We start from the raw sequence: 26,572 nt of genomic DNA on the forward strand, positions 1-26,572 counted from the left end.
CACCCGCTACTCTGTGCCCGTCACCGGGGGCCTGTGCCGCCCCGCCACCGCTCACTGGGGGAACGTTCGGCCATGCTCAGGTATCTGCCGTTTCTGCTGGTCCTGGCGCTGTGGATCTACGCCTTCATCGACTGCCTGAACACCCCCGAGGAAGAGGTGCGGGGGCTGCCCAAGGTGGTCTGGGTGATCATCGTCCTGCTCTTCGGCGAGGTGCTGGTCGGTCCCATCGCCTGGCTCGTCGCGGGCAAGGTGCGCCGCGCCCCCGCGAACGGCTCCACGCCCTCCGCGTGGCACCGCAACCATCGCACGGAGTACGTCGCACCCGACGACAACCCCGAGTTCCTCAAGTCCCTCAAGGAAGGGAACAAGAAGGACGAGGACCTCCTCAAGGACTGGGAGGCCGACCTGCGCCGCCGCGAGGAGGAGCTGAAGCGGCGCGAGCGCGACGACGAGTCCTGAGTGGAACTGCGGCTGCTCGTCACCTTCGAGAAGGTCGCGACCGTACTCAGCTTCACCCAGGCCGCGGCCGGGCTGGCGTACGCGCAGTCCAGCGTGACCAGCCAGATCCGCGCCCTGGAGTCCTCGCTCGGCACGGAGCTCTTCGACCGGCTCGGCAGCCGCATCCGCCTGACGGAGGCGGGCGAGCGGCTGCTCCCCTACGCCCGGCAGATCATCGAGCTGAGCGAGGAGGCGCGGGCGGCGGTCGTCGGCACGGAGGAGCCGGCCGGTTCGCTCGCCGTCGGCACGATGGAGTCGCTGACGTCCTACCGGCTGCCGCCCCTGCTGGAGTACTTCCACCACCGCTACCCGAAGGTGCGCCTGTCCCTGCGGACGACCATCGGCGACGAGACCCGGCAGGCGCTGCGGCAGGGAACGTACGACCTCGGCTTCCTGATGGAGGAGGAGACCCGTCACCCGGGCCTGGAGAGCGAGGTGCTGGCGGTGGAACCGCTGGCGCTGGTGGCGGCGCCGGATCACGAACTGGCGACTGCGGCTGGTCTGGCGGGTGTGACTGGTGCAGCTGGTGCGGCGGGTAGGAAGACCCAGTTGAAGACGATGAACACGCCGCCGAGCGCGGCGAGGCCGAGCTTGCGCGGAGTGAGTCCGTGGTCCCGGAAGTAACCGCGGGCGAGGGCGTAGCCGCCGAGGGCGAGCGCGCCGAAGAGGACGCGGAAGAAGACGACGTTGAAGGGCGAGGCTCCGGACTCGACGACGAAGACGCCGAGGGTGCCGGAGAGCATCATCGCTGCCGTCAGCTGTGCCGTGCCCTTGTTCTCTGAGGTCATGGCCCGAAGGTAGGAGCGGGGGCGGGGGCCGGGCCACGAGCCAGTGGGGCGTCCTGCCGATGGGCCCATCGGCGCCTTCGATAGGGCCGCCTGTACGGCCTTGCTTCGCGGATCCCACCGCGATCCGCTGGACGCGTTCACCAAACAGTGATTCAATGTTCAATCAATGATTGGGGGGCCACGAGGAGGTCTCGCCATGGCGGAGCTCGGCGTCGCCGACACGGTAGGGATCCTGCGCCGGCCCGGCGTGCGGACGCAGGGCACCAGTGCGGGGCTCGGGTGGGAGCGGCTGTATCTGTCTGCCCAGGAGGAGCAGTCCTATAGTGCGGACTTCGACCCGGCCCCCACCCACTTGCTGATCCTGCATCTCAGCGGGCCCGTCACCGTACGAAGGGGGCGCGGCACGGAGGCGCGGTCGGGGAAGATCCCCGCCGGGGGACTGTTCCTTCAGCCGGCCGGCCGGACCCTGTCCGTCGAGCTCGGCGGCCGGCTCGATTCGGTGCACGCCTACCTGACGGACGAGGCGCTGCGCGACGCCAACGACGGGCGCCCCGTCGAGCTGTCCGAGGAGCTCGGAGTCACGGATCCGCTCATCGAGCAGCTCATGCTCGCGCTGGACGGCACGGTGCGATGCTGGGAGCCGTCGGCCCGGACGTACGTGGACCAGCTGACGGGAATGCTCGCCGCGCAGCTCGTGCGGCGGCATGGGGCCCGTCCAGCCGAGCCGCCGTCCGTCCGGTCCGGCCTGTCCGCCCGGTCCGGCCTGTCCGCCCGGCAGCTCGCCGCCGTACAGGACCTCATGGAGGAGCGGCTCGCCGAACCGCTGCCGATCGGTCACCTGGCTGCCGCGGCCTCGCTGAGCAGCAGCCAGTTCACGCGGCAGTTCCGGGCGAGCACGGGGCAGTCTCCGCACCAGTACCTGCTCAGGCTGCGCCTGGAGCAGGCCAGCCGCCTGCTGCGTACCGGGTCAGCGCCGATCGGACAGGTGGCCGTCGACTGCGGCTTCTCCCACCAGGAACATCTGACCAGGGTGATGCGCGCCCGGCTGGGCACGACCCCGGCCGCGGTGCGTCGCGCGGGCTGAGGACCGTCGGCACCGGCTTCGGATCCGTCCTCACGTCAGCGTTCCAGTACGAGCGCCACCGCCTGGCCCACCCCGATGCACAGCGCCGCCAGCCCCGTCCCGGTGCCCGCCGCGGCCAGCTGGTGGGCGACCGCCCCCGCGATGCGGGCGCCCGAGGCGCCCAGCGGGTGGCCGATGGCGATGGCGCCGCCGCGCGGGTTGACGACGGACGGGTCGAGTTCCGGCAGTGCCGCCAGACAGGCCAGCACCTGGGCCGCGTAGGCCTCGTTGAGTTCGATCGTGTGCAGCGCGTCAGGCGTGACGTCCGCCTTGGTGAGCACCTTGCGGATGGCGTCCACCGGGCCGAGTCCGAAGTACTGGGGCTCGATGCCGGTGACCGCGGCCGCCCGCACCCGCGCCAGCGGTTCGCGGCCGATCGCCGCGAGCCCTTCCTCGTCGGCGAGCAGCAGAGCGGCCGCCCCGTCGTTCAGCGGTGAGGCGTTGCCGGCGGTGATGGTGCCGTCCGCCAGGAACGCCGGCTTCAGTGCCGCGAGCGCCTCCAGCGAGGTGGTGTCGCGGATGTTCTCGTCGCGCGGCAGGGTCACGCCCTCGACGGGGACCACCTCTCCGTCGTAGAGACCGTCACGCCAGGCACGCGCGGCGCCCTGGTGGCTGGCGAGAGCGTAGGCGTCCTGGTCCTCGCGCGTAATGGCGTACTTGGCGCCGACCAGCTCCGCGCTCTCGCCGAGCGGGATCGTCCACTCGTCCGGCATCTTCGGGTTGACCATCCGCCAGCCGAGCGTGGTCGAGTACAGCTGCTGGTCCCTGGCGGGAAAGGCCCGCTCCGGCTTCGGCAGCACCCAGGGGGCGCGGCTCATGGACTCGACACCGCCGGCGACCGCGACGGACGCGTCGCCGAGGGCGATGGCGCGGGCCGCCTGGACGACGGCCTCCATTCCGGAACCGCACAGCCGGTTGACCGTGGCTCCGGGCACGCTGACCGGAAGCCCGGCCAGCAGGGCGGCCATGCGGGCCACGTCGCGGTTCTCCTCGCCGGCGCCGTTGGCGTTGCCGAGCAGCACGTCGTCGATGCGGGCCGGGTCCAGGTCCGGGCTACGGTCGAGGAGGGCGCGCAGCACTCCGGCGGCGAGGTCGTCCGGGCGTACGCCGGACAGAGCGCCGCCGTAGCGGCCGAAGGGGGTGCGGACGGCGTCGACGATGTAGACGTCGCGGGGTCGCTCGATCATCGAAGGCTCCTTGCGGGACTAGAGGCTGACGGCGGCGGCCGTCCGGGCTGTGATCTGGGAGACCGGCACACCCGGTGCGGTCTCGACGAGTTCGAGGCCACGCGGGGTGACGTCGAGCACGCACAGGTCGGTGATGATCCGGTCCACGCAGGCCCGCCCGGTCAGCGGCAGCGTGCACTCCTCGACGATCTTGGGGCTGCCGTCCTTGGCCGTGTGCTCCATGAGGACCACGACCCGGCGGGCTCCGTGGACGAGGTCCATCGCACCGCCCATGCCCCTGATCATCTTTCCGGGGACCGCCCAGTTGGCCAGATCTCCACGCGCCGACACTTGCAGCGCGCCGAGGACGGCGGTGTCGATGTGGCCGCCGCGGATCATGCCGAAGGAGAGCGAGGAGTCGAAGAAGGACGCCCCCGCACGGACGGTCACGGTCTCCTTGCCCGCGTTGATGAGGTCGGCATCGACCTCCTCCGGCGTCGGATAGGGGCCGACGCCGAGCAGTCCGTTCTCCGAGTGCAGAACGACATCGGCGTCCGGCGGCAGGAAGTCGGCCACCAGCGTGGGCAGTCCGATACCGAGGTTGACGTAGTCGCCGTCGCGCAGATCGCGCGCGGCCCGCGCCGCCATCTCATGCCTGCTCCAGCTCACGGCGTACGCACCGCCTTCCACGACTGCCACGACTGCCACGACTGCCACGACTGCCACGAAAAGTTCTGTCTCATCGCTCGCGGACCGTCCTCTTCTCGATGCCCTTGTCGGCCGCCTGCTCCGGCGTCAGCGCGACGACGCGCTGCACGAACACGCCCGGCAGGTGCACCTCGTCGGGGCCGAGCTCTCCCGGCTCGACCAGCTCCTCCACCTCGGCCACGGTGATCCGCCCGGCCATCGCCGTCAGCGGGTTGAAGTTGCGGGCCGCCCGGTGGAAGACGAGATTCCCGTGCCGATCGCCCCGGGCGGCCCTGACCAGCGCGTAGTCGGTGGTGATGGCCCGCTCCATGACGTACTCCCTGCCGTCGAACACACGCACCTCCTTGCGGGGCGAGGCCAGGGCGGCAGAGCCGTCGGCGGCATACCGCCACGGCAGGCCGCCCTCTTCGACGAGCGTGCCGACACCGGCCGGCGTGAAGAAGGCCGGAATGCCGCAGCCGCCCGAGCGCAGCCGCTCGGCGAGCGTGCCCTGCGGAATCAGCTCGACCTCCAGTTCGCCACCGAGGTACTGGCGCGCGAACTCCTTGTTGTCCCCGATGTACGAGCCCGTGACCCGGGCGATGCGGCCCGCGGCCAGCAGGACGCCGAGGCCTCGGCCGTCCACACCGCAGTTGTTCGACACGACCGAGAGGTCACGCGCCCCGGACTCGTACAGGGCGCCGATCAGGACCTCTGGCACCCCGCTGAGCCCGAAGCCTCCGACGGCGAACGACTGCCCGTCCACCACATCCGCCAGTGCCTCCGCGGCCGTGGCGACTTGCTTGTCCATCGTCACTCCTGTCGCCCGAGCACCTGGCGGAGGGTGCCGAGCAGCTCTTGCCGGGCCTCTGCCGCGGTCTGCGGGGCGGTGGTGCGGCGCCAGGCGACATGGCCGTCCGGACGGACCAGCAGCACCCCGTCCTCGGTGATCTCGCTCGCCCGGCTCCACTCGCCGTACGCGTCACGGAAGTCCGCGTCGCCGATGCGTACGAACCGCAGCGGTATGCCGAGTTCGTCGCGGCACGCGTCCGCCGCCGTGTCCCAGACGCCGCCCGACAGACCCGTGAGGACGGTGAAGACGCCCTTGCCGACCACGTCGAGCGTGGAGATCCGCTCACCGCGGGTGTCGACGAGCCACGCGTGCGGAAGTTTGGCGCCCGGCCGGGTCGTCGGCCGGGCCGACAGCTCCCGGTCCTCCTCCCAGACCTCGGCCTCCGCGGAAGTGCCGTCCGCGAGGACCGCCCCGGAGACATAGCGCTGGTTCATCTCGACACCGTGTGCGTTGAACTCGTAGTTCTTGAGCTGGATCGCCTCCTCCAGCAGACGTCGCCGCTTGGCGCCCTCCGCGGTCTGGGACCGTACCGCCGCGAGCCCCTCGGCGATGGTCCCCTCGTCGCTGCCGCCGCCGACGCCGAGCACGTCGAAGATCGGCCCGAACTGGTCGCGGCTGAGGTTGGCCCGCTCGACGATCTGCCGTCCTACGGGGGCACGTTCGGCCGAGTAGCTGTCGAGCAGCGCGGGCCCCGCCTCGCCGCGGATCACCATCGCGAGCTTCCAGGCGAGGTTGTACGCGTCCTGCACAGAGGTGTTGGAACCGAGCCCGTTGGACGGCGGGTGCCGGTGCACGGCGTCACCCGCGCAGAACACCCGCCCGGACGAAAACGCCGAGGCATAGCTGTGGTTGACGGTCCACAGAGAGGTCGACGTGATCTCCACCGGCAGCTCGGGGTCGCCGATGAGGTCGCGCACGATCCGGCGTGCCTCCTCCTCGTTCATCTCCGGCGGCGGCTGCTCGATGTCGTAGCCCCACACCAGCAGCCATTCGTTCCACGGGCGGACCATGCGGACCAGTCCCATGCCGATCCCGCCCGTTTCCGCGCCCGGCTGGAGCACCCAGTACAGGACGCTCGGACGGTGGGCGCAGTGCCGGGCGAGGTCGGCCTTGAAGACGATGTTCATGCTGCCGGCCTTGGCCATGCGGCCGTCGAACGGCAGGGCGAGCTGCTCGGCGACGAGGCTGTTCGCACCGTCCGCGCCGATCAAGTAGCGGGCTCGTACGGTGAATTCGTCACCACGGACCCGGTCGCGCAGCAGCGCCGTGACGCCTTCCTCGTCCTGGGTGAAGCTCAGGAACTCGGTGTCGAAGCGGACCTTGGCGCCGCGGGCCGCCGCCTTGCTCACCAGGATGGGCTCGAGGTAGGTCTGCGGAAGGTCGATCATCTCGCAGGGGCTCTTCGACGCGTACTCGGTGCGCGAGGCGGGGCCGGTGCCCCAGCTGCGGATCCGGCCGATCTCCTCCCCCGCGAGCGCGGTGCACAGCACCGTGTCTCCCATGAGATGGGACGGGCTGCCCACCGCCAGCGCTTCGGCCTCGACGTCGAGGTCGCGCAGGACCTCCATGGTGCGCTGGTTGGTGATATGCGCCCGTGGCGTGTTGGCCAGCCAGCCGTACTTGGTCACCAGCAGGGTGCGTATGCCGTACGTGGCGAGCAACAGGGCGGCGGAGCCGCCGGCGGGGCCGCTGCCGACGACCAGGACATCGGTGTCGTAGGTGCCTGGTCCTGTGGGGTGCGTGTGAGTCATGGTCGGCGATCCTCGGTCAGTCGGCCAGTGGGGCGATACGGAAGGTGTGGTCGAGGCGGCGCCATTCCCCGTCGCCGCGATGGCCGTCGGGGGCGGGACCGGTCTGCGGGGCGAAGTCGACGATGAGCTCGTCCTTGACGCCGAAGACGGTGTCGCTGTCCAGGTAGGCGCCGCCCGCGACGAACAGCTGGGTGACGAGCCTGCGGTGGCCGGGCGCGTCGATCATGAAGTGCAGGTGGGGCGCCCGGTAGGGATGGCGGCCGACCGCGTCGAGCATCTGCCCGACCGGGCCGTCGCCCGGGATCGGGTACTCCGAGGGCAGGATCGACCAGAACGTGATCCTCCCTTCGGCGTCGGTGCGCAGCCGGGCGCGCAGCACCGGCCCGTCCAGATCCGGGAGCTGCACGTCGTAGAAGCCGTCCTCGTTGGACTGCCATACGTCCACGACCGCGTCCTTGACCGGCTCACCGGCCGTGTCCGTGATCTGTACGTCCACCCACAGCGGCATGCCGGGGAGTCCACCGGAGATGTCGCCGCCGTGCGCGATCTCGGGCGGGCCCTCCACGTAGAAGGGGCCGAGAACCGCGGACGGAGTGGTGCCGGGTGTGCGGGAGTTGGTCAGCAGGTCCACCACGCTGGAGACTCCGAGGGTGTCCGACAGCAGAACGAACTCCTGGCGGGTCGGGCTGCAGATCTGTCCGGTCCGGGTGAGGAAGTCGATCGCGTACTGCCATTCGGAATCGGTGACGTCGTTGGCGATCACGAAGGAGTGGAGGCTCCGGACGAGTCCGGTGAGCAGGTCGCCGACGCGGGGATTCGGCGCGTTCTCGAAGCTGGCCACGACCTGTTCGGTGAGACGGGTCAGCTTGGGGTCCGCAGAGGGCGGCCCACTGGTCGGACGGCGCCCGTGCCAGGCGTCGGACAGCAGAGTCGCGATGCCCTCGGCGGTCACCTCGCGCGGGTTCGGGTACGGCGTCGAGGCGGCCAGCCCGGCCGCGCGTGCCAGGCCGTCCTCCGGCATGCCCAGGTCGCGCAGTGAGGTCGGCCCGCCCAGGGACGCCACCAGGTCGTGGACGCCGGCGGGAGCGTCCGGTACGCCGAGTGCCTCGGCGATGCGGCGCATGACGTCGGGCACCGCGGGCGCGTTGTAGGCCATGGCGTACGGCAGGACGACGGTGTGCGTCTCGGCATGGGGCAGGTCGAAGCTGCCGCCCAGCGTGTGGCACAGCTTGTGGTGCAGGCCCATGCCGACCGTGGCCAGGCAGGTCCCGGCGAGCCAGGCCGCGTACAGCAGATCGGCACGCGCGTCCGGGTCGGCCGGGTCGGCGGCGAGGCGGGGCAGCGCCCCGGCGATGGCGGAGACCGCGTCGAGGGCCTGCCGGTCGGTCACCGGGTTCGCGTCGGCGGAGTACAGCGCCTCCACGGCGTGCGCGAGCGCGTTCACACCACTGGTCACCGACATGGCCAGGGGCAGGGAGAGGGTGAAGTCGACGTCGTAGACGACCGTCTCGGGCAGGACCGCCGGCAAGGACTGTGTGATCTTGCGTCCGTCCCGGGTCTCGCCGAGCACGGGCGTCACCTCGGAGCCGGCGTATGTGGTCGGCAGGATCACCTGCGGCAGGTCCGTGCGCAGTGCCAGCGCCTTGGACAGGCCCGTCGTCGAACCGCCGCCGACGGCCACCAGGCAGTCGGCCGAGGCCTCCCGCAGGACGGCGAGCGCCCGCTCGGTGACCTCCACCGGGGTGTGCATGGCGGCACCGTCGAACTCCGCCACCACTGCGTCGCCGAGCACCTCACGCACCCTCGCGGAAGCCTCCGCGAGGGGTGGGCTGGACAGCAGCAGAACCCGGGAGCGGCCGAGCCGCTCGACCTCCTCGCGGAGTCGGCCGACCGTGCCGGAACCGAAGACCACCCGTGAGGGATGGGATGTGTAGACGAACGTCCGCATGGAGTTCCGCCTCCCCTTCTCGGTCGAGATGCGCCTTTGCATGGCTTCCGAGTGTGGGAGTTATGTCCGTGTGATCGCCTGCACGAACGGCGCGTTGTCGCTGCACGAAACGCGCATGCGGGACGGGCCTGACGGTCTGGCCTTCTGCCTGACTTGATAGGCAAGTCGCCACTTGCCTATGGTGTGGGTCATGGCGGAGGACGTCTTCAAGGCACTGGCCGACCCCACCCGGCGGCGCATCCTTGATGAGCTGGTGGAACGGGACGGCCAGACCCTTTTCGAGATCTGCACACGGCTGGTGACCAAGCACGGTCTGACGTTGTCCCGCCAGGCGATCAGCCAGCACCTGGCCGTACTGGAATCCGCGGGTCTGGTCCTTTCGCGGCGCCGGGGCCGCTACAAGTTCCACGATCTGAACACCGAACCGCTTGAGCGCATCGCGACCCGGTGGCTCAGGCCCGAAACACCGGAGGGCACACCATGAGGATCCACCTGACCAGCGTCTTCGTCGACGACCAGGACAAAGGGCTGCGCTTCTACACGGACGTGCTCGGCTTCCAGAAGAAGCACGAGGTCCCGCTGGGCGAGGACCGGTGGCTGACCGTGGTCTCACCGGAGGACCCCGACGGGACCGAACTGCTCCTCGAGCCCTCCCGCCACCCCGTGGTGAAGGCGTACAAGGACGGGCTGGCCGCGGACGGCATTCCGGCCGTCTCCTTCGCCGTGGACGACGTACAGGCGGAGTTCGAGCGGCTGCGCGGGCTCGGCGTGCGGTTCACGCAGGAGCCGCTGGAGATGGGCCAGGTCACCACCGCGGTCCTGGACGACACCTGCGGCAACCTGATTCAGATCGTGCACAGCAAGTAAGGACCGGGCGCAGGCGCCGGCCGCGACGGAGCCGACGGACAGCTTCTCGCGGAGGGTCAGTGCGAGAGTGGACCTCATGGAGCGCATCGATCAGGCACAGGCACGTGCGTGGCTCGCTACCGCCGTCGCGGAGGCCCGCTCGGGGCTCGCGGAGGGCGGCATCCCCATCGGGGCGGCGCTGTACGGCGCGGACGGCACCCTCCTCGGCCGGGGCCACAACCGCCGTGTCCAGGACGGCGATCCCTCGATGCACGCCGAGACGGCCGCCTTCCGGGCCGCCGGCCGGCAGCGGACGTATCGCGGTACGACCATGGTGACCACCCTCTCGCCGTGCTGGTACTGCAGCGGTCTGGTCCGGCAGTTCGGCATCTCCCGGGTCGTGGTGGGCGAGGCCGAGACCTTCCACGGCGGACACGACTGGCTCGCCGAGCACGGCGTGGAGATCCTGGTCCTGGACGACACCGAGTGCACCGCGCTGATGCGCGACTTCATCAAGAACAGCCCGGCCCTGTGGAACGAGGACATCGGTGAGTGACCCCCAGGCTCCGGCCGGCCCCCGCATCCCCACCATCGACCTGCGCCCCTGGCTCTCCGGCGGCCCCGCCGCCCGCGCCGCCATCGCCCGTACCGTCGACGACGCCCTCCAGAGCGCCGGTTTCCTCCTCGTCACCGGGCACGGCGTCGACCCCGGCCTGCGCACCCGTATCCGCGCGGCCGCCCGCGCCTTCTTCACGCTGCCCGCCGAGACGAAGCAGCCGTACGCGGCCCGGGTCGGCGGGCGCGGCTGGCTCGGCCCGGGGGCCGAGGCGAACGCGTACGCGGAGGGGACGGAGACACCGCCGGATCTCAAGGAGTCGCTGACCTTCGCGACGCACGAGCCGTTCGAGGACCCGCAGATCAACGCGGAGTGGTACGCGCCGAACGTGTGGCCCGCCGAGACCCCGGAGCTTCAGGAGCTGTGCGAGGAGTACCTGACGAGGATGGGCGAGCTGGAGAACCATCTCCTCGCCCTCCTCGGCGAGGCCCTCGGACTCGCCCCCGACTTCTTCACCCGGCACATGGACCACCCGACGTACGGCTTCAACATCAACTGGTATCCGGGGGCGGAGATCATCGGAGAGCCCCAAGGAAACCAGTTCCGCATCGGCCCCCACACCGACTTCGGCACGGTCACGATCCTCGACCGCCAGGCCGGCAAGGGCGGACTCCAGGTCTACACCGACGAAGGCGGCTGGCAGGACGCGCCGTTCGACCCGGAGGCGTTCACGATCAACATCGGTGACCTGATGGCCCGTTGGACCGGCGACCGCTGGCGTTCCGGACGTCACCGCGTGCTGCCGCCGCCCGCGGACGCGCCCGCCGAGGAGCTGATGTCGCTCGTGTACTTCGGGGAGTGCACGCCGGGAACGGTCGTCGAGTCCGTACCCGCCCCCGTGGGCCGCGTGGCGTACGAACCCGTCGACTCCCATGTCTATCTGCGCGAGAAGCTGGATGCGATCACCGTCGGGTGACGGGCGGAAACTTTTCGTAACCCAACGGACACCAGGCGCCCTATCCCGAATCAAGTCCCCCTTTTTACACTGGTGTTGATACACCTCACAGCAGCACATCGGAACGAACCGCGGACCAGGGGGAGATGCGGTGCCAGGAGGGCTGCACGGCCGGGGAGCGCTGTTCGACACCGATCCGCCAGGGCTCGCGTCACGGCTTGTCGGCCTGCGTCCGAACCAGCTCCGCGCCACGCCGTACGAACACCCGGGCGAGCTGCCTTTCGTGGTGCTCGCGGGCGGCCGGGGGCTGGGCAAGAGCGCGGTACTGCGGGAACTGCGCGACGCGTACCGCGGGCACACTCCCGTCGCGCTGATCGACGGCGAGGAGCAGCAGTTCGCCGCTCCCCCGGCCGAGCGTCCGGCGGAGGCCTGGTCGCCGGTGGGACAGGCGCTGACCACGATCGCCGAGCAGCTCGCCGAGCCGGTGACGGGCGCCGGGCGGGTCGGTTTCCCGCGGCTCGCGTCGGGGCTGCTCGCCGTGGCGGCGGGCGGCTGGAGCGACCGTGACGTGCCGCGCATCCGGCAGGAGGCAGAGCGGATCCTGCTGCTGAACGAGACCGGCTCGTGGCTGTCGGGCTTCGCGGGCCGCTGGGTGAGCAAGCTCGTCTCCAAGCTCATCGCCTCGATGAGCGGTACGGGTCCGGTGGTCGAGCCGATCATCGAGGCGACCCTGGAGGCGTTCACCGAGGGGGTCGCCCCGGCCCACCGCCGGCTGCGCAAGGCGGCCGGCTGGTACCGGGACTATCCGAACGCGGGCGGCAGCCCCAAGCTCGCGCTCATCCTGCTCTCCCGGCACTTCCGGGCGGGCGGCGACTCGCGCACGCACGCCGAGCGCTATCTCGTACGGGCCCTGCTGGCCGACCTCGACGACGCGTACGCGGGGGTCGTGCAGCGCTCGCACCGGCGCGGCCGCCCGGTCGTGCTGATCGACAACGTGCAGGAACCGGCGGGCCTCGGCCTCCTGGAGCCGGTGCTGCGCGACCGCACCGACGGCATCGCCGACCGGGTCGTCTTCTTCGCGGCTCTCCGCGGGTACACGCATCCGGCGCTGCGCAACGCGGGCCGCCGCACCCTCACCGAGACCGCCCGGGAGACCGGCTGGGAGCCGGGCACCTCGCCGTCCTCGCGGGCGCTGCTCGTCTCCCTGCCGCCGCTGACGCCCGACGACACGCTGCACATCGTGGACACCGCGTCCAACGGTACGGGCGTCACGACCGTACCGTCGCAATTCCCGCACGCCACCCACCGGTTGACCGGCGGAAGTCCGCTCGGCATCACCGTGCTCGCCGCGTCGGCCCGGCAGAACCTCCCCCAAGGGGCGGCGTCACTGGGCGAGTTGCTCACGTCGGACGTCGCCCCGCACGAGGACCACGACGGCCGCCCCGCCTATCAGGAACTCCTCGACCGGCTCGTGCCCGGCGGCCGCCTGGACGAGCTGACCGTGCTCGCCGCCGCCCACGACCGCGACTCGGCCTGCGCGCTCGCCCAGGCCCGACTGCCGGAGGACTTCGGCGCGTCGGGCGTCCTCGACCTGGAGGAGCGGCTCGCGGCGGAGGGCTGGCCGACGGCGGCGGGACAGTTCGTCGGCGACCCCTTCCTGCGCGCCCTGCTCCTGCTGCGGCTGCACCACTTCGACCCGGACCACGAGCGGTGGCGGACCGTGCACCGCACCCTCATCGACCACTACGGCGACGAGGACCCGCCGGACGGCGCCCGCTACCGGCTGCATCACGAACTCGCGCTGGGCACGGCGGAGTTCGCGGTGGCGCACCTGCGCGACACCTTCCCCCGCACCGACACCCGCGGCTGGCTCTCCTCCCTCGTCTTCATCGCGTCCGCGCCCTACTACCACGCGCACGACCCGGACGGCCGCGACTTCGACGGCCATGACCACCGCGCCTCCATCGCGCTCGGGCACACGGACGCGGCACAGACACCGCCGGCGGGCGTGGACGCCGTACTGCATCTGCGGGTACGACGGCTGCTGCACTCCGTCTGGCAGCTGACCGATCCGCTGGTGCTGCCGGACCCGAAGGTGACCGAGCGGCTGCGGTTCGAACTGGAGCAGCTGTCGAATCTGCGGCCCGCGGGCAACGCCCTGCTGTGGCGGGCCTCGCGGGACTGGCCGTCGGACGCCCTGGCCGGCCGCCCCTTCCGCATCCCGGGCGACGACGACGAGAACGGGGGCGGGGGCCGGTGATGGCGCGTATGTGGAACGGGGGCGGGGGCCGGTGATGGCACGTTGGTGGACGTGGCTGCGCGAGGACGTGTGGGAGATTCGTTTCCGGCGCTATGTCGCGCTGGCCCTCGCGGCCGTCCTCGTGGGTCTCGGCGCGTGGGGCGGCCTGACGGCCACCAAGGAGGACCGCTCCTGCGCCGCGGGGGTCGTCAGGCCGGAGGGCAGCGACGAGTGCGTGGGCGTGTCGTCGACGACGTACGCCTTCGGCCGTGCTCAGTTCACCGAGACCGTACGGGCGATCAACCGCGAGAACCACCGTCTGGCGCCCGGCAGTTATGTCACCGTCGCCCTGCTCGAACCCTTCACGGCGACCGACCCGGACAACCTGGACGATGTGCTGCACGAGCTCCAGGGTGCCTATCTGGCGCAGTACCAGGCCAACCACGACACCACCGGGCTGAAGCCGAAGATCCGTCTCGTGCTCGCCAACCCCGGTGCCACCGGCACGCATTGGCGGCACACGGTCGACCAGCTGGAGCGCATGACGAAGAGCCCCGACCGGCTGCGCGCGGTGACCGGGGTCGGGCTGAGCACCGACAACAACAAGGAGGCCGTCAAGGAGCTGACCCGTCGCGGCATCCCGGTGATAGGGAGTTCGATCACGGCGGACGACCTCGCCAACGGGCAGGACGGCAAGGACCCGTTCCCGGGGCTCGCCCGCGTCTCCCCCACCAACACCGACGAGGCCCGCGCGCTCGCCTCCTTCGCCAAGGTCTCGGCGTCCAACGCGTTCCTGGTCTACGACCGTACGGGCGACCCGTACACGCGCACGCTGCAGCAGTCCTTCGAGAAGATGCTCAAGGGCGCGCGTTACGAGGCCCAGCCGTTCACCCCGCCCGCCGACCGCAGCAAGGAGGGCAGCACCGCCAACGTCTTCGCGCAGATCACCAACATTCTGTGCAACACGCCGAAGAGCACGGACACCCTCCTCTTCGCCGGGCGGCACACCCAACTGCGCCAGTTCATCAACGCGTTGGGCGCACGCGGCTGCGTCGACCGGCGCTTCACCGTGCTCACCGGTGACGAGGGCTCGTACCTGGCCGGGGACGAGGACCTCGACCCGACCGCCCTCAAGGACCCCCGGCTGTCCGTCCGTTACGCGGCCCTCGCCCATCCGCAGGCCTGGCTGAAGGACTCCGCGAAGACCGGCGGCAGCGAGGCCGACGCCAAGGTGCTGCAGCGGTTGCTGGACAGCGCGGAGCGGGAGCCGGCCGGGCCCATCGGCAAGGTCGCCCTGGACGACGGCCAGTTGATCATCGGGTACGACGCGATGCGGCTCGCGGTGCGCGGCATCCGCGGGGCGTCGCCGACCGGGAAGATCCCGGCGCTCGCGGACGTGGGCCTCCAGTGGCCGCAGGTGAAGGGCGCGCAGCTGCGGGTCAGCGGGGCGAGCGGGTGGATCTGCCTCGACGCCCACGGCAATCCGTACGACAAAGCCGTCCCGATCGTGGAACTGACCCCCGACAGCCGCACGCGCTTCGTGAGGATCGCCTGGCCGGAGGGGAAGCCACCGGCGGCGGAGTGCCTGCCGCCGTCCTAGGCCCTGTCGTCAAACTCCCGTCTGCCCCGAGGCGACAGGACCTAGCGATCCAGTGCGTGCTGGAGCCGCTCGAAGCGGGCCCGCCATTCCGGCGTGTCCTCTCCCTCGAACTCATGGGTGAACCGGACCGTCGTACCCCGCGGCACCCCGTGCTCCAGATGGAACCGGATCCGCCCGCGCCCCTCCACGGTGTACTCGGCGACCCGCTCCACATCCCAGGCGGTGACCCGCCCGGAACCCAGCCCGCGCACACTGACCGCGCCACCCAGCCGCGGCTCGAACACCTCGACGACGGCCAGCCACCCCGTCAGCCCTTCCAGGGTGGCCACCGCCGTCCAGACCTTCTCCACAGGCTGGGGAAGCCGCAGCAGATAGTGCAGGAGCCGCGCGTCCCCCCGGGCCTCGGTGGGGCCCTGTTCGATGGGTGAGTCGATGGGTTGGCCGACGGGGTAGGTCATGACTCCAGCGTCGCGCGTGACGGGCTTTTCTGCACGCGTGAGGGGCGCTGACCTGCCATTTCCCTGAACCGGAGACGGGCTCCGGGGCCGCGCCCCCAGGAGGGGACCTGGAGCCCCTCCCTGGGTTATGAAACGGTCAGAACCCGACGGAGCTCAGCGCGCTCAGGCCCACGTCGGCGTAGGAGTGCTTGCCGGTGACGAAGATGTTGACGCCGTAGTAGTTGAACAGCCAGCAGGCGAAGGCGATCAGCGCGATGTAGGCGGCCTTGCGGCCCTTCCAGCCGGCCGTGGCGCGGGCGTGGAGGTAGCAGGCGTACGCGACCCAGGTGATGAATGCCCAGGTCTCCTTGGGGTCCCAGCCCCAGTAGCGGCCCCAGGCGTCGCCCGCCCAGATCGCGCCCGCGATGATCGTGAAGGTCCACAGCGGGAAGACAGCGGCGTTCACGCGGTACGCGAACTTGTCGAGCGAGGCCGAGGCGGGCAGCCGCTCCAGGACGGAGGTCGCGAAACGGCCGGGCTTTCCGCCGCCCGCGAGCTTGTTCTCGTACGAGTCCTTGAAGAGGTAGAGCAGCGTGCCGACGGCGCCCACGTAGAAGACGGCGCCGCAGAGGATCGCGGTCGAGACGTGGATGTACAGCCAGTACGAGTGCAGAGCGGGAACCAACTGGTCGCTCGCGGTGTACAAGACAGTGACGGCGAGACCGAGATCGAGGAGGACCGTCGTGGTCAGGAACAGGCCGAGCCAGCGGACGTTCTTCTTCAGCGCGAGCAGCGAGAGGTACACGCCGACGGCGACGGTGGTGAAGGTGATGTTGAACTCGTACATGTTGCCCCACGGCGCCCGCTCCACGGAGAGCGCGCGCGAGAGAACGCCGGCGAACTCGACGATGAAGGCAAGCGCGGTGAGGGACACGGCGATACGGCCGTAGAGGTCGCCCTGCTCGTCCCCGCCGTGCGCACCGGGCCCGTCGGGCACGTCACGTGCGCCGGCCGCGGACCGGGTGACGACCTGCGGCCGCTCCAGGACGGCGGTGCCGCCCGCCTGCTTCACGGTGACCGCGGGAGCGGCGGCCTTGGCCGTCCCGGGCTCCTTGGTGAGCGCGGCGGCCGTACGGGCGACCTTGCTGCGGCTGCCGAAGAGCCACTCGGCGATGTACGCGAAGAACGCCAGGGTGTAGACGGCCATCGCGGAGTAGATCAGCGTGTTGCTGATATTGGCGAGGTTTTCGTTGGTGGCCGTGGCCAGTTCGGTTGCGGCGGCGAGAGTCACTTGTTCTCAGCCCCTTCGGCGGCAGGTACGGGGGGTTCGGCGTCGGGGTGCGGTTCGTCTTCGGCGGGCTCGGCGGGCTCGTCGGCCTTCGTGGGCGCCTGTTCGTGTACGAGCGCGGCCAGGTCGCCGAGTTCCTCGGGAAGCTTCGCGGACTCGCTGCGGCCGAGACCGGCCATCTCGACGACGGTGACTCCGTCGGCGCCGGTGGTGGCCCGCACCCAGACGCGGCGGCGCTGGATGAACAGCGACCCGGCGAGACCGAAGATCGCGGCGAAGGCTCCGGCCAGCGCCGACACGCTGCCGGGCTGCTGAGCGACCTGGAAGCCGGCCCATTCCTTGACGTCCTTCTCGAAGGTGATCGAGCCGGCGCCGTTCGGCAGCTGCATGGTCTCGCCGGGCAGCAGCCGCTTCTTGAGGATGTCGCCCTTCGCGTCCTTGAACTGCTTCATCTTGGAGGTGTCCAGTTGGTACACGTTCTGCGGAATGCCCGAGTTGACCCCCAGGCTGCCGTGGTAGCCGGACAGGGCGAGCACGGGATAGTCGAGCGCGGGGAACACGGAGAACATGTCGCCCTTGCCCGCCCCCGCGAAGGTCGGCACGAAGAAGGCGGCGAAGCCGAGCTGTTCGCTGCGGCCCTGCGCGTTCTTGTAGCCGTCCATGACCTTGATCGCGCCCTGCGAGGTGACATTCGAGTCGAGCGGCAGCATCGGCACGGCGTCGCGGTAGACGACGTTGTCCTTGCCGTCCCGGACCGTGACGACGGGCGCGTAGCCGTGGCTGACCAGGTAGACCTTCGAGTCGCCGATCTCCAGCGGCTCGTTGACCTTGACGGTGGTCTTCTTCTCCTTGCCGTAGGCGCCCTCGCTGTAGGTGAGCTCCGCCTGGTACGTGCGCGGGGTGCCCTTGTTGGGCCCGCTCCGCTCGTACGTGCCGGTGAAGTTCTTCAGGTCGAAGCTGAACGGCGTGAGGTCGTCGTCGCTGAAGAGGTTGCCGGACTTGAAGTCGTCGTACTGAGAGAGCGTGTTCGAGAATCCGCCGCCCTCGACGATCAGCTTGTTGCCCTCCGACTTGAAGAGCTGGCCCCAGGCGAAGGCGACGAGCAGCACAATCAGCGCGATGTGGAAGATCAGGTTGCCGGCCTCGCGGAGGTAGCCCTTCTCGGCGGCGACGGCGTTGCCGTCGACATGGGCCCGGAACCGGTGCTGTTTGAGCACCGTGAGGGCGGCCTCGCGGACCTGCTCGGGCTCGGCGTCGGTGCGCCAGGTCGCGTACGCGGGCAGCCGGGTCAGCCGCTTGGGCGCGCCCGGCGGACGGCCGCGCAGCTGCCCGACGAACTGCCAGGTGCGCGGCACGATGCAGCCGATGAGCGAGACGAACAGAAGGATGTAGATCGCCGAGAACCACACGGAGCTGTAGACGTGGAAGAGCCCGAGCTTGTCGTAGATCGGCCCCAGCACGCTGTGCGCGTCCTTGAAGTCCGCCACCTTCACCGCGTCGGTCCCGGACTGCGGGATCAGCGAGCCGGGGATCGCCCCGAGCGACAGCAGGAAGAGCAGGATCAGCGCGACCCGCATGGACGTCAGCTGCCGCCAGAACCAGCGGGCCCAGCCGAGGACCTCCCGGCCGGACCAGGCCAGCCACCCGGCGACACCGGGCCCGCGCATCCCGCCGAACGAGCCGGGCACAGCCGTCTCCACGGGGGCGGTGGAGAGCTGGGATCCGGCCGCGCCGAGATCGCGCGCGTCCTGTGCCTCCTGCGCCGCCTGTGCCGTACCGGTGTCCGTCGTCTCGCCGGTGTCCGCCGCCTCGCGGGTCTCGCCGGTGTCCGTCGTCTTGCCGGTGTCAGTCGTGCTCATGGGTCAGATCCCTACCGTGAAGCCGTCGGACCAGGTCTGCATCTGCTGCACGATGCTGTCCCACGCACCGGTGAGCAGGAGCAGGCCGGTCACGATCATCATGCCGCCGCCGATCCGCATCACCCACGCGTAGTGCGCCTTGACCCAGCCGAAGGCACCGAGCGCCTTGCGGAAGGCGACCGCGGCGAGGACGAAGGGGATGCCGAGACCGAGGCAGTACGCGACGGTCAGTATGGCCCCTCGGCCGGCGCTCGCCTCATTGATCGCGAGAGCCTGCACGGAGGAGAGGGTCGGGCCGAGGCAGGGGGTCCACCCGATCGCGAAGAGCGCGCCGAGCAGCGGAGCGCCCGAGAGTCCGGCCACCGGCCGCTTGTGGAAACGGAATTCGCGCTGGGTGAGCCAGGGCATCAGACCCAGGAAGAAGACACCCATGAGGATCATGAGCACGCCGAGCACCTTGGACAGCGTGCCCTGGTACTCCTGCAGGGTCGACCCGAAGTATCCGAACAGCGCGCCGCCGGAGACGAACACGGCGGTGAAGCCGAACACGAACAGACCCGCGCCCGCCACCATCCGCCCCCGTCTGGCGTCCGCCAGGTCGGTGCCGCTCACCCCGGTGACGTACGACAGGTAGCCGGGCACCAGCGGCAGTACGCACGGCGAGAAGAAGGAGACGAGTCCGCCGAGCACGGCGATCGGCAGGGCGAGCAGCAGGGCGCCGCCGAAGACCGTCTCGTTCCTGCCGGTGGACTCGGCCAGGGTCATGGCGAGGAGGGACACGTCAGGTCACTTCTCCGCGAGGACGGGGGCGAGCATCTTGCGCAGGTTGTCCTCGCTGAGCGCCTGGAGCGTCCTGGCCGCGACCTTCCCGTCCCGGTCGATGATGAGCGTGGAGGGGATCAACTGCGGGTTCAGCGTGCCCTTCTCGAAGCGGAGCATCAGCTTGCCCGTCGGGTCGTACAGGCTCGGGTAGGTGACCCCGAACTCCTTCTCGAACGCCAGGGCCGGACTGGTGCTGGAGTCGCGGGTGTTGATGCCCACGAACTGCACGCCCTGGTCCTTGGTGTCCTGATACACCTTCTCGAGATTCTTGGCCTCGGCGCGGCACGGCGCGCACCACGAGCCCCAGACGTTGAGGACGACGACCTTGCCCGTGTAGGCGCGGACGTCCAGTTGCCTGCCGTCGACGGTCGTGCCGGAGAGGTCGGGGATGGCGGCCCGCTCGCCCTTGGCCGCGGTGTCGACGCCGTCCTTGCCGGCGACGAAGTTGGTGTTGCCCGCTCCTCCGGAGGTGCCCCCGGAACCGCAGGCGGACAGAAGGAGCGCCGCGACGGCGGCCCCGGCGGTCAGCAGGGCGGCGCGGCTACGGGTGCGGTGCGGGCGCTGGTCGGCACGGCAGGCGGGCGAGGCGGCACTCATGTGAAAAGTTTCGCATGCCCGTTTCGGGGATCTTCCGCACCCCCCTTGCAGGTGGAAACCCGCATTTCACGCGGCCTGTCCACCCAGGTAGGACTTCCAGCCGGCGGCCGGCTCCTGTCCCACCTCCAGCGACTGGAGCCTGGTCAGCACCTCGGGCTTCTGTACGTCCAGCCAGTCCACGAACTGCCGGAAGGAGACGAGGCGTACGTCCGCGCCCTTCTCCTTCTCGCGGGCTATGTACGTGAAGGCCCCCTCGACGGCGTCCATGTATATGCCGCCGTTCCACTCCTCGAAGTGGTTGCCGATGAAGAAGGGTGCACGATTTGTCTCGTATGCCCGCTTGAATCCGGCTATGTAGGAATGGGTCGCCTGGGTGCGCCAGGCCGGGTAGTTGTACGAGGGTGCCTTGGTCGAGTTGACCGACTGGTTGGCGAGGATGTTGTAGTCCATCGAGAGCACCTCGAAGGTGTGTCCCGGGAAGGGCATCGCCTGCAGCGGCAGGTCCCACAGGCCCTGGTGCTTGCGCGGCCAGCGCTGAACACCGCCTGGCGAGGAGGCGTCGTAGCGCCAGCCGAGCTCCTTGGCGGTGGGCAGCAGGTTGTCCCGGCCGAGCAGACACGGGGTGCGGCCGCCTATGAGCTCCTTCTCGTAGTCGAAGGGCAGCGCGGGCAGATCGGTCCAGCCCGCGTTGGTCCGCCACTCCTTCACGAAGGACTTCGCCTGGTCGATCTCGCTGCGCCACTGCGCGGACGTCCAGTTGGCGACCGAGCCGGAACCGGCGCAGAAATGACCGTTGAAATGCGTGCCGATCTCGTGGCCGTCGAGCCAGGCCCGACGGACGAGCTTCAGCGTCGCCTTGATGTGATCGTCGGTGAGATAACCGATGTCCGAGGCGCCCTTGGGGTTATTGGGCGGCACGTACATGCGCTTTTTCGACTCGGGCAGCAGATACAGCCCCGAGAGAAAGAACGTCATGTGCGCGTCGTGATCTTTGGCGAGTTCGAGAAAGCGGTCGAAGAGACCGGCGCCGACCTCTCCCGCGCCGTCCCAGGAAAAGACCACGAACTGCGGGGGAGTCTCGCCGGGTTCCAACGGCCGAGGCGACTTGGGCTGGTTGGGCTGCTTGCCGGTGAAGGCGGTGGAGCCGTCACCGATGGGACGTGCGGGGTGCTTCGGGGCGCCCGGCCGCCCGCTCCCGGAACCCTGGGTGTCGCCGCCCCGACTCACACCGTCCTGCCGTGCGGCACCGGAACCGGGACCGGTACCCGTACCGGTCCCGCACGCCGCGAGTCCCACCGCGGCCGCGGCACCTGCCCCGAGGCCGATCATTCCCCTCCGGCTGACGTCCCGCATGCCGTCCCCATTTCGTCGCGCCCTCCCAACTGGCTCCCAGCTGGCACTCATTCAGAGGGCGCGACGAAGACGGAGGTTCCATCAAACGCGCATTTTTTGTCTGTTTTACGAAGTAACACGTATAAGGAACGACTCCATACGTACGTGGGTCTACACGTACACGAGTCTCCCCATATAGGGATCTACGCGCCGAACGCCTTGTCCTTCCCCTTCACCGGCTTGGCGCCCGCGAGGAGATGGGCCGGGACGAGATCGCGTGCAGGCTCGGTGTAGCCCACGGACACGATCTTGTCGCCCTTGTAGGTGAAGGTCGTCAGGGACGCCAGCGTGCACTGCCGCTTGCGCGGGTCGTGCCACAGCCGCCGCTTCTCCACGTAGCTGCGCACGATCCAGATCGGCAACTGGTGGCTGACCAGCACCGCTTCATGCCCGCGCGCGGCGTCCTTGGCCGCGTCCAGCGCCCCCATCATCCGTACGACCTGATCCACGTACGGCTCGCCCCAGGAGGGCTTGAACGGGTTGACGAGGTGCTTCCAGTTCTCCGGCCGCTTCAGCGCGCCGTCGCCCACGCCGAACGTCTTGCCCTGGAAGACGTTGTCGGCCTCGATCAGCCGGCCGTCGGTCGCGAGATCCAGCCCGTGCGCCTTGGCGATCGGGGTGGCCGTCTCCTGCGCCCGCTCCAGCGGCGAGGCGACGACATGCGTCACGTCGCGCGACGCGAGGTGCTCGGCGACCCGCTCGGCCATCTGCCGCCCCAGCTCGGACAGGTGGTACCCGGGCAGCCGCCCGTACAGAACGCCGTCCGGGTTGGCGACCTCGCCATGCCGCATCAGGTGGACGACGGTGATGTCGTCCGCGTTGCCGACGCTCCCGTGGCGGCCGTTGCCGCCGTTGCCGCCGTTGCTCATGCCGTGGCCTCCGCCGCTGCCCGTGCCGCCGCCGGAAGGGCGTTGGCAATCCGCTGAACCGCCTGGTCGTCGTGGGCCGCCGACACGAACCACGACTCGAAGGAGGACGGCGGCAGATACACGCCCTGCGCCAGCATCGAGTGGAAGAACGCGGTGTAACGGAAGGACTCCTGCGCCTTGGCGTCCTCGTAGTCGCGCACCTGACGCCCGGTGAAGAAGACGGAGAACATGTTGGAGGCGTTCTGCAGCCGGTGCACCACGCCCTCCTTGGTGAGCGCCTCGGTCACCAGCGTCCGGATCTGCTCCGAGACCGCGTCGACCTTGCCGTACGCCGCGTCGTCGAGCAGCCGCAGCTGGGCAAGCCCGGCGGCGGTGGCGACGGGGTTGCCCGACAGCGTGCCCGCCTGGTACACCGGGCCCACGGGGGCGAGGTGCGCCATGACATCGGCCCGCCCGCCGAAGGCGGCGGCGGGGAACCCTCCGCCCATGACCTTGCCGAAGGTCATGAGATCCGGCCGGACGCCGTCAATCCCGTACCAGCCGGCCTTGCTGGTGCGGAACCCGGTCATGACCTCATCGGAGATGAACAGGGCGCCGTTCTTCGCGCAGGCGTCCTTGAGTCCCTGGTTGAAGCCGGGCGCGGGCGGCACCACGCCCATGTTCCCGGGCGAGGCCTCGGTGATCACGCAGGCGATCTCGCCGGGGTGCGCGTGGAAGGCGGCGTGCACGGCTTCGACATCGTTGTAGGGAAGGACGATGGTGTCGCCGGCCTGGGCGCCGGTGACGCCCGGGGTGTCGGGCAGCGCGAAGGTGGCCACCCCACTGCCCGCGGCGGCGAGTAGGGAGTCCACATGCCCGTGATAGCACCCGGCGAACTTGATCACCTTCGACCGCTGGGTGAACCCGCGGGCGAGTCGGATGGCGGACATGGTCGCCTCGGTCCCACTGGAGACGAGCCGGACCTGCTCGACGGGCTCGACGCGGGCGACGATCTCCTCGGCGAGCGCGACCTCGCCCTCACCGGGCGTACCGAAGGATGTACCGCGAGAGACGGCATCCTGGACGGCGGCGATGACCTCGGGGTGGGAGTGGCCGAGGATCATCGGCCCCCAGGAGCAGACGAGGTCGACGTACTCACGGCCGTCGGCGTCGGTGAGGTACGGGCCGTCACCGGACACCATGAACCGGGGCGTACCGCCCACGGCGCGGAAGGCGCGCACGGGCGAGTTCACGCCGCCGGGCGTGACAACCGTCGCACGGTCGAATAGAGACTGCGAGGCTGGTGCTTCGTAGGGATAAGGCAGTTCGGTCATGACCTGCGACGTCTCCGACTCCGGGGGCTAGTGACCTCCTCAGGGTAGGCCAGGGGCCGCGGGCGGCCGTGAACGGAGGATTCCCGCTCAACGTACGGCTGTGATGTAGGGAAGATCCCGGCCATCGTGGTGGCCGGTGGACGGGTCCCCGGTACAACGGCCGGGCGCCGTCCCCCGGCCATCTGCGAAACTGGGACTTCGTACGGACAGGTCACACGAACGATGGCGTTCAGGGGCCCGCGAATATCCTGCGGACAGGTGTTTCAACGCACGTTTCGGCGTGCGGCCGTGGGGGAGGTCACTGTCACGATGATCGGGTTGCGTGGCGGGGGTCGCGCGCCTTAGAAAAGCAGTCGGGTGGAGATATGCATCGCGGTGGCGGACTGGGCGAGGGGACCGATGACCTCGGTCCTCGGCGTGCCCGGCGGGGAAGGCACCGACGCGAAGCGGAGGAGGCGGCCGAGACCCGGGCCGGACAGGCACAGGGATCGCAGGGATCTCCGGGAGCGCACGGTTCTCAAGGGCCTCAGGGATCGCAGGTATCGCAGGGTGAGTCCGACCGGCTCGACCGCACGGTCGACCGGCTGCGGGCGGGGAGCGGGAATGGTGGCCGGGTGGGGGTGACGTACAAATACTTCGGCGCGCCGGACGGAGCGACGGCGGCCCGCGTCCCGATCTCGATGCGCCCCGAGGAGCTCGGCGGCGACGAACTCGGCATGAACGGCATGTTCACCAAGATCAAGCCGGAGACGATGGCCGCGATGGTCCTCACCGGCATCGAGGGCGTCCCCCTCCACAAGGTCCCCCCACTGGAACTCGTCGTCCTCCACCCCGACTACGCCGTCGTCAAACTCCCCATGACCGTCGTGGATCCCCTGCGGGGCATCGGCGAGGAGGCGGTCGGCGCGGCGGCCTTCATCTGGTCGACGGTGCCGGACCGGGGCGGACCGCGGGATGCGTTCAACGTGTATCAGCTGCTGCACGAGTGGCAGGACTTCAGCCATCGGCTGCATGAGGCGGGGCATCAGCCGTACTGCCTGGTGTGGCCCTGAACTGGAGAACTCGCCTGATCAGGTCACCACGGTTGGTCAGCGGCCGGCGCTGAGGTGCCGCCTGCCCCGGCTCCTCCGAGACCGCGCGGATCCGGCTGGGCCGCCACCGGCGTGCGACTCTCACCGCACCGGGCTCTCCACGGTTTCTGCTGCAAGCGTGGTTGGGCAGGACCCATGGGCTAGGGATCTTGGCGATTCCCCGGTAGCGGTACCGGGTGATGGGGACTGCTGCGAGATTGAACAGTTCGACCCCCTCCACTACTGGCCTGTTCCATCGACCCCTGGCCGGGTTGACGAGCCAGCGGCGGACCTCCATCCCGCTCCAGCGGTGCAGCGTGCGCCACCATCTGGCAGTACTGGCACGTCCCGGCTTTGTCAGGACCGCTCCCGCCCTCCCCGGCACCTCCCGGGAAAGGCTGTCCTCAGCTTCACCGCCCTGCTGCGAGTACGCCAAGGGGTGAGCAGTCGATGGGCAGCGAGGGCGGGTTGTCGCCGGGGTGAGTGGCTCGATAGGGAGTCTGGCGGCGCTGCACCGATCCGCGTACGAGGCCCGGCGTACTCGCGCCGAGCTGCTGGCCGTACTCGCCTGGCAGCCGCCCGGCGGTGACGCCGGCCAGCGGCGCGCGAGCTGTCCGTCTCCGGTGCTCGACTTCCGCCGGGAGGCCGGCGAGCGGCTGCTCCACGCTCTGCGGACCGCCTTCGGTGACGCGGGGCCCGGGGTTCCGTTTCAGGGGCTGGTCGTACGGGGGCCGGCGGGGCGCGCGCTGGTGGAGACGGCCGATCGGGACGCTGACCTGCTGGTGGTCGGCGCGGGGCGTCGCGGACGGGTGGTCGGACTGCTGGCCCGGATCAGGGACCAGCACGGCGTCACCCTCCCCGAGCTGAACATCGGCGGCGGCCACTCCATCGCCTATCGGCCCGGCGAGGAGAGCATGGACGTCTCCGCCCTCGCCGGGCGGGTCCGCGCCGAGCTGGAGGACGGCTGCGCCCGTGCCGAACTGCACGTGCCCCAGCTCGTCATCGAGCCCGGCCGGGCGGTCGCCGGTCCCGCCGGAGTCGCCGTCTACCGGGTCCTCGCCGTCAAGCGCACCGGCGAGCACACCTTCGTCGCCGTCGACGGCGGCATGAGCGACAACCCGAGGCCCGCGCTGTACGGGGTGCGGTACGCGCCCCGGCTCATCGGCCGCCGCTCCTCCGCGCCGCCCCGCGCAGTCACCGTCGTGGGCTGGCACTGCGAGGCGGGCGACGTCCTGGCGGACGACGTGGCGCTCCCGGGTGCGTACGCCCCGGGGACCTGCTCGCCGTCCCGGCAGCCGGTGCCTATCAGCTGTCCATGGCCTCCGGTTACAACCTGGTCGGCCGGCCTCCGGTCGTCGCGGTGGCCGACGGCATCGCGCGTGTCCTCGTACGCCGTGAATCGCTGGACGACATGAGCCGCCGGGACGTCGGGCTGTAGCCGTGTCCCCGGCCGCGCCTCACAGGTTCGGCACCAACTCGCTTGCAGGGCATGGACCTTCGCCGGATCGCCGTGCACGGCGATCCGGCGGCGACCTCGCGGCCGGGGGGCGCGAGCGGCCGTCAGCAACGCGGCGATGGCCGGCGTCTCCGGCAGCGCGGCGAGCCCTTCGAGACTCGTCAGGTGCCGCCGCTCGCCCTTCCCCGGCCGCAACGGGACTCTCGGCCGCAGCTCGCGGCGGGCCAGACCGTACGCCACCGGGGACCGCGCGGTGCAAAGAGGGCAGGGGGGAGAGGCCAGGGGGCAGCGGGAAGGCGGATCAGCGCGGGGCCCAGTGTGGCCGTCCCCCCGCCACGCCGGGGGGTCAAGGACGCGCCAGGAACAGCACATGCGCGCACTCGTGTTGCGACCGAAAGGGTTATGCGTAGAGGGGGCTACGAGGCTTGATGGGGCCCCAGAATCGGGGAGAAAGGCCAG

23 protein-coding genes and 3 pseudogenes are annotated in these 26,572 nt (G+C 70.3%); 12 read left to right on the plus strand and 14 right to left on the minus strand.

Features of this window, described 5'->3' with window-relative positions; all coding sequences use genetic code 11:
* Positions 1–72: 72 nt before the first annotated feature.
* Both C4B68_RS17075 and C4B68_RS17080 read left to right on the plus strand, forming a co-directional pair.
* Positions 73–459 carry a PLD nuclease N-terminal domain-containing protein gene (locus C4B68_RS17075; RefSeq protein WP_099500494.1) on the plus strand — a complete coding sequence of 129 codons (387 nt, stop codon included), beginning with the start codon at positions 73–75 and terminating at the stop codon, positions 457–459.
* Positions 460–1,122, plus strand: a complete 663-nt coding sequence (locus C4B68_RS17080; protein WP_306511159.1) for a LysR family transcriptional regulator — start codon at positions 460–462, stop codon at positions 1,120–1,122. It abuts the gene before it with no gap.
* Here the strand turns inward: C4B68_RS17080 and C4B68_RS43265 are convergent.
* Positions 1,035–1,286, minus strand: a pseudogene (locus C4B68_RS43265) (EamA family transporter); the annotation flags it as partial. The gene C4B68_RS17080 and the pseudogene C4B68_RS43265 overlap by 88 nt on opposite strands.
* Positions 1,287–1,482: 196 nt before the next feature.
* Here C4B68_RS43265 and C4B68_RS17090 point away from each other — a divergent pair.
* Positions 1,483–2,370: a helix-turn-helix domain-containing protein gene (locus C4B68_RS17090; protein WP_099500493.1), complete on the plus strand. Its 888-nt coding sequence runs from the start codon at positions 1,483–1,485 to the stop codon at positions 2,368–2,370.
* A gap of 35 nt (positions 2,371–2,405) precedes the next feature.
* On the opposite strand, the gene C4B68_RS17095 is transcribed toward C4B68_RS17090, so the two are convergent.
* From C4B68_RS17095 to C4B68_RS17115, 5 genes are all read right to left on the minus strand, one after another.
* Positions 2,406–3,596 carry a thiolase family protein gene (locus tag C4B68_RS17095; protein WP_099500492.1) on the minus strand — a complete coding sequence of 397 codons (1,191 nt, stop codon included), beginning with the start codon at positions 3,594–3,596 and terminating at the stop codon, positions 2,406–2,408.
* An 18-nt stretch (positions 3,597–3,614) separates the two neighbouring features.
* Positions 3,615–4,244, minus strand: a complete 630-nt coding sequence (locus tag C4B68_RS17100; RefSeq protein ID WP_099500759.1) for a CoA transferase subunit B — start codon at positions 4,242–4,244, stop codon at positions 3,615–3,617.
* 70 nt (positions 4,245–4,314) lie between these two features.
* On the minus strand, positions 4,315–5,073 hold the full coding sequence (locus tag C4B68_RS17105; protein WP_099500491.1) for a CoA transferase subunit A: 759 nt from the start codon (positions 5,071–5,073) through the stop codon (positions 4,315–4,317).
* 2 nt (positions 5,074–5,075) lie between these two features.
* Complete coding sequence (locus C4B68_RS17110) at positions 5,076–6,866, minus strand: FAD-dependent oxidoreductase (protein ID WP_099500490.1); 1,791 nt, start codon at positions 6,864–6,866, stop codon at positions 5,076–5,078.
* Between the two features lie 16 nt (positions 6,867–6,882).
* Complete coding sequence (locus tag C4B68_RS17115; RefSeq protein ID WP_099500489.1) at positions 6,883–8,814, minus strand: maleylacetate reductase and hydroxyquinol 1,2-dioxygenase domain-containing protein; 1,932 nt, start codon at positions 8,812–8,814, stop codon at positions 6,883–6,885.
* 190 nt (positions 8,815–9,004) lie between these two features.
* On the opposite strand from C4B68_RS17115, the gene C4B68_RS17120 reads away from it, so the two are divergent.
* The 6 genes from C4B68_RS17120 (at position 9,005) to C4B68_RS17145 (ending at position 15,010) form a co-directional block, all read left to right on the plus strand.
* A complete protein-coding gene (locus tag C4B68_RS17120) occupies positions 9,005–9,298 on the plus strand; it encodes an ArsR/SmtB family transcription factor (RefSeq protein ID WP_099500758.1) in 294 nt (97 codons plus the stop codon).
* The gene (locus C4B68_RS17125) at positions 9,295–9,681 is read left to right on the plus strand and encodes a VOC family protein (protein WP_099500488.1); all 387 of its coding nucleotides are present in this window, start codon (positions 9,295–9,297) and stop codon (positions 9,679–9,681) included. Before C4B68_RS17120 ends, C4B68_RS17125 begins: the two co-directional genes overlap by 4 nt.
* A gap of 76 nt (positions 9,682–9,757) precedes the next feature.
* Positions 9,758–10,216: a nucleoside deaminase gene (locus tag C4B68_RS17130; protein WP_099500757.1), complete on the plus strand. Its 459-nt coding sequence runs from the start codon at positions 9,758–9,760 to the stop codon at positions 10,214–10,216.
* Positions 10,209–11,192, plus strand: coding sequence for an isopenicillin N synthase family dioxygenase (locus tag C4B68_RS17135; RefSeq protein ID WP_099500487.1), 984 nt, complete (start codon positions 10,209–10,211; stop codon positions 11,190–11,192). Before C4B68_RS17130 ends, C4B68_RS17135 begins: the two co-directional genes overlap by 8 nt.
* A gap of 130 nt (positions 11,193–11,322) precedes the next feature.
* Entirely contained in the window at positions 11,323–13,431 is a 2,109-nt protein-coding gene (locus C4B68_RS17140; protein WP_099500486.1) for a hypothetical protein, read from the plus strand.
* Positions 13,432–13,465: 34 nt separating this feature from the next.
* Positions 13,466–15,010, plus strand: a complete 1,545-nt coding sequence (locus C4B68_RS17145) for an ABC transporter substrate-binding protein (RefSeq protein ID WP_099500485.1) — start codon at positions 13,466–13,468, stop codon at positions 15,008–15,010.
* Between the two features lie 41 nt (positions 15,011–15,051).
* On the opposite strand, the gene C4B68_RS17150 is transcribed toward C4B68_RS17145, so the two are convergent.
* From C4B68_RS17150 to hemL, 8 genes are all read right to left on the minus strand, one after another.
* Complete coding sequence (locus C4B68_RS17150; protein ID WP_240634387.1) at positions 15,052–15,468, minus strand: SRPBCC domain-containing protein; 417 nt, start codon at positions 15,466–15,468, stop codon at positions 15,052–15,054.
* Positions 15,469–15,604: 136 nt separating this feature from the next.
* Positions 15,605–16,738, minus strand: a complete 1,134-nt coding sequence (ccsB, locus tag C4B68_RS17155; RefSeq protein WP_099500484.1) for a c-type cytochrome biogenesis protein CcsB — start codon at positions 16,736–16,738, stop codon at positions 15,605–15,607.
* Positions 16,735–18,594: a cytochrome c biogenesis protein ResB gene (gene resB, locus C4B68_RS17160; protein WP_099500483.1), complete on the minus strand. Its 1,860-nt coding sequence runs from the start codon at positions 18,592–18,594 to the stop codon at positions 16,735–16,737. The genes ccsB and resB overlap by 4 nt, the downstream gene beginning before the upstream one ends.
* Positions 18,595–18,597: 3 nt before the next feature.
* Complete coding sequence (locus tag C4B68_RS17165) at positions 18,598–19,359, minus strand: cytochrome c biogenesis CcdA family protein (RefSeq protein ID WP_099500755.1); 762 nt, start codon at positions 19,357–19,359, stop codon at positions 18,598–18,600.
* 21 nt (positions 19,360–19,380) lie between these two features.
* A complete protein-coding gene (locus tag C4B68_RS17170; protein WP_099500482.1) occupies positions 19,381–20,013 on the minus strand; it encodes a TlpA family protein disulfide reductase in 633 nt (210 codons plus the stop codon).
* Between the two features lie 66 nt (positions 20,014–20,079).
* Entirely contained in the window at positions 20,080–21,366 is a 1,287-nt protein-coding gene (locus tag C4B68_RS17175) for a polysaccharide deacetylase family protein (protein WP_099500481.1), read from the minus strand.
* 182 nt (positions 21,367–21,548) lie between these two features.
* Entirely contained in the window at positions 21,549–22,274 is a 726-nt protein-coding gene (locus tag C4B68_RS17180) for a histidine phosphatase family protein (protein WP_099500480.1), read from the minus strand.
* Positions 22,271–23,587 carry a glutamate-1-semialdehyde 2,1-aminomutase gene (hemL, locus tag C4B68_RS17185; RefSeq protein ID WP_099500479.1) on the minus strand — a complete coding sequence of 439 codons (1,317 nt, stop codon included), beginning with the start codon at positions 23,585–23,587 and terminating at the stop codon, positions 22,271–22,273. Before hemL ends, C4B68_RS17180 begins: the two co-directional genes overlap by 4 nt.
* A gap of 365 nt (positions 23,588–23,952) precedes the next feature.
* On the opposite strand from hemL, the gene C4B68_RS17195 reads away from it, so the two are divergent.
* From C4B68_RS17195 to C4B68_RS17200, 3 genes and pseudogenes are all read left to right on the plus strand, one after another.
* Positions 23,953–24,639, plus strand: coding sequence for a hypothetical protein (locus C4B68_RS17195; protein ID WP_180289201.1), 687 nt, complete (start codon positions 23,953–23,955; stop codon positions 24,637–24,639).
* Between the two features lie 497 nt (positions 24,640–25,136).
* Positions 25,137–25,421 (plus strand): annotated as a pseudogene (locus C4B68_RS44730) (universal stress protein); the annotation flags it as partial.
* A 42-nt stretch (positions 25,422–25,463) separates the two neighbouring features.
* Positions 25,464–26,095, plus strand: a pseudogene (locus C4B68_RS17200) (diaminopimelate decarboxylase family protein); the annotation flags it as partial.
* Positions 26,096–26,572 lie beyond the last annotated feature (477 nt).

The organism is Streptomyces dengpaensis (assembly GCF_002946835.1).
In the GTDB taxonomy this organism is placed as follows: domain Bacteria; phylum Actinomycetota; class Actinomycetes; order Streptomycetales; family Streptomycetaceae; genus Streptomyces; species Streptomyces dengpaensis.

Bases quoted from the DNA above. Each gene is read 5' to 3' on its own strand.
- C4B68_RS17175 (WP_099500481.1), bottom strand. From the start codon at position 21,366: ATGCGGGACGTCAGCCGGAGGGGAATGATCGGCCTCGGGGCAGGTGCC.
- C4B68_RS17090 (WP_099500493.1), top strand. From the start codon at position 1,483: ATGGCGGAGCTCGGCGTCGCCGACACGGTAGGGATCCTGCGCCGGCCC.
- C4B68_RS17110 (WP_099500490.1), bottom strand. From the start codon at position 6,866: ATGACTCACACGCACCCCACAGGACCAGGCACCTACGACACCGATGTC.
- C4B68_RS17075 (WP_099500494.1), top strand. From the start codon at position 73: ATGCTCAGGTATCTGCCGTTTCTGCTGGTCCTGGCGCTGTGGATCTAC.
- C4B68_RS17095 (WP_099500492.1), bottom strand. From the start codon at position 3,596: ATGATCGAGCGACCCCGCGACGTCTACATCGTCGACGCCGTCCGCACC.
- resB (WP_099500483.1), bottom strand. From the start codon at position 18,594: ATGAGCACGACTGACACCGGCAAGACGACGGACACCGGCGAGACCCGC.
- hemL (WP_099500479.1), bottom strand. From the start codon at position 23,587: ATGACCGAACTGCCTTATCCCTACGAAGCACCAGCCTCGCAGTCTCTA.
- C4B68_RS17170 (WP_099500482.1), bottom strand. From the start codon at position 20,013: ATGAGTGCCGCCTCGCCCGCCTGCCGTGCCGACCAGCGCCCGCACCGC.
- C4B68_RS17165 (WP_099500755.1), bottom strand. From the start codon at position 19,359: ATGACCCTGGCCGAGTCCACCGGCAGGAACGAGACGGTCTTCGGCGGC.
- C4B68_RS17180 (WP_099500480.1), bottom strand. From the start codon at position 22,274: ATGAGCAACGGCGGCAACGGCGGCAACGGCCGCCACGGGAGCGTCGGC.
- C4B68_RS17125 (WP_099500488.1), top strand. From the start codon at position 9,295: ATGAGGATCCACCTGACCAGCGTCTTCGTCGACGACCAGGACAAAGGG.
- C4B68_RS17145 (WP_099500485.1), top strand. From the start codon at position 13,466: ATGGCACGTTGGTGGACGTGGCTGCGCGAGGACGTGTGGGAGATTCGT.
- C4B68_RS17130 (WP_099500757.1), top strand. From the start codon at position 9,758: ATGGAGCGCATCGATCAGGCACAGGCACGTGCGTGGCTCGCTACCGCC.
- C4B68_RS17105 (WP_099500491.1), bottom strand. From the start codon at position 5,073: ATGGACAAGCAAGTCGCCACGGCCGCGGAGGCACTGGCGGATGTGGTG.
- C4B68_RS17115 (WP_099500489.1), bottom strand. From the start codon at position 8,814: ATGCGGACGTTCGTCTACACATCCCATCCCTCACGGGTGGTCTTCGGT.
- C4B68_RS17150 (WP_240634387.1), bottom strand. From the start codon at position 15,468: ATGACCTACCCCGTCGGCCAACCCATCGACTCACCCATCGAACAGGGC.
- C4B68_RS17120 (WP_099500758.1), top strand. From the start codon at position 9,005: ATGGCGGAGGACGTCTTCAAGGCACTGGCCGACCCCACCCGGCGGCGC.
- C4B68_RS17195 (WP_180289201.1), top strand. From the start codon at position 23,953: ATGCATCGCGGTGGCGGACTGGGCGAGGGGACCGATGACCTCGGTCCT.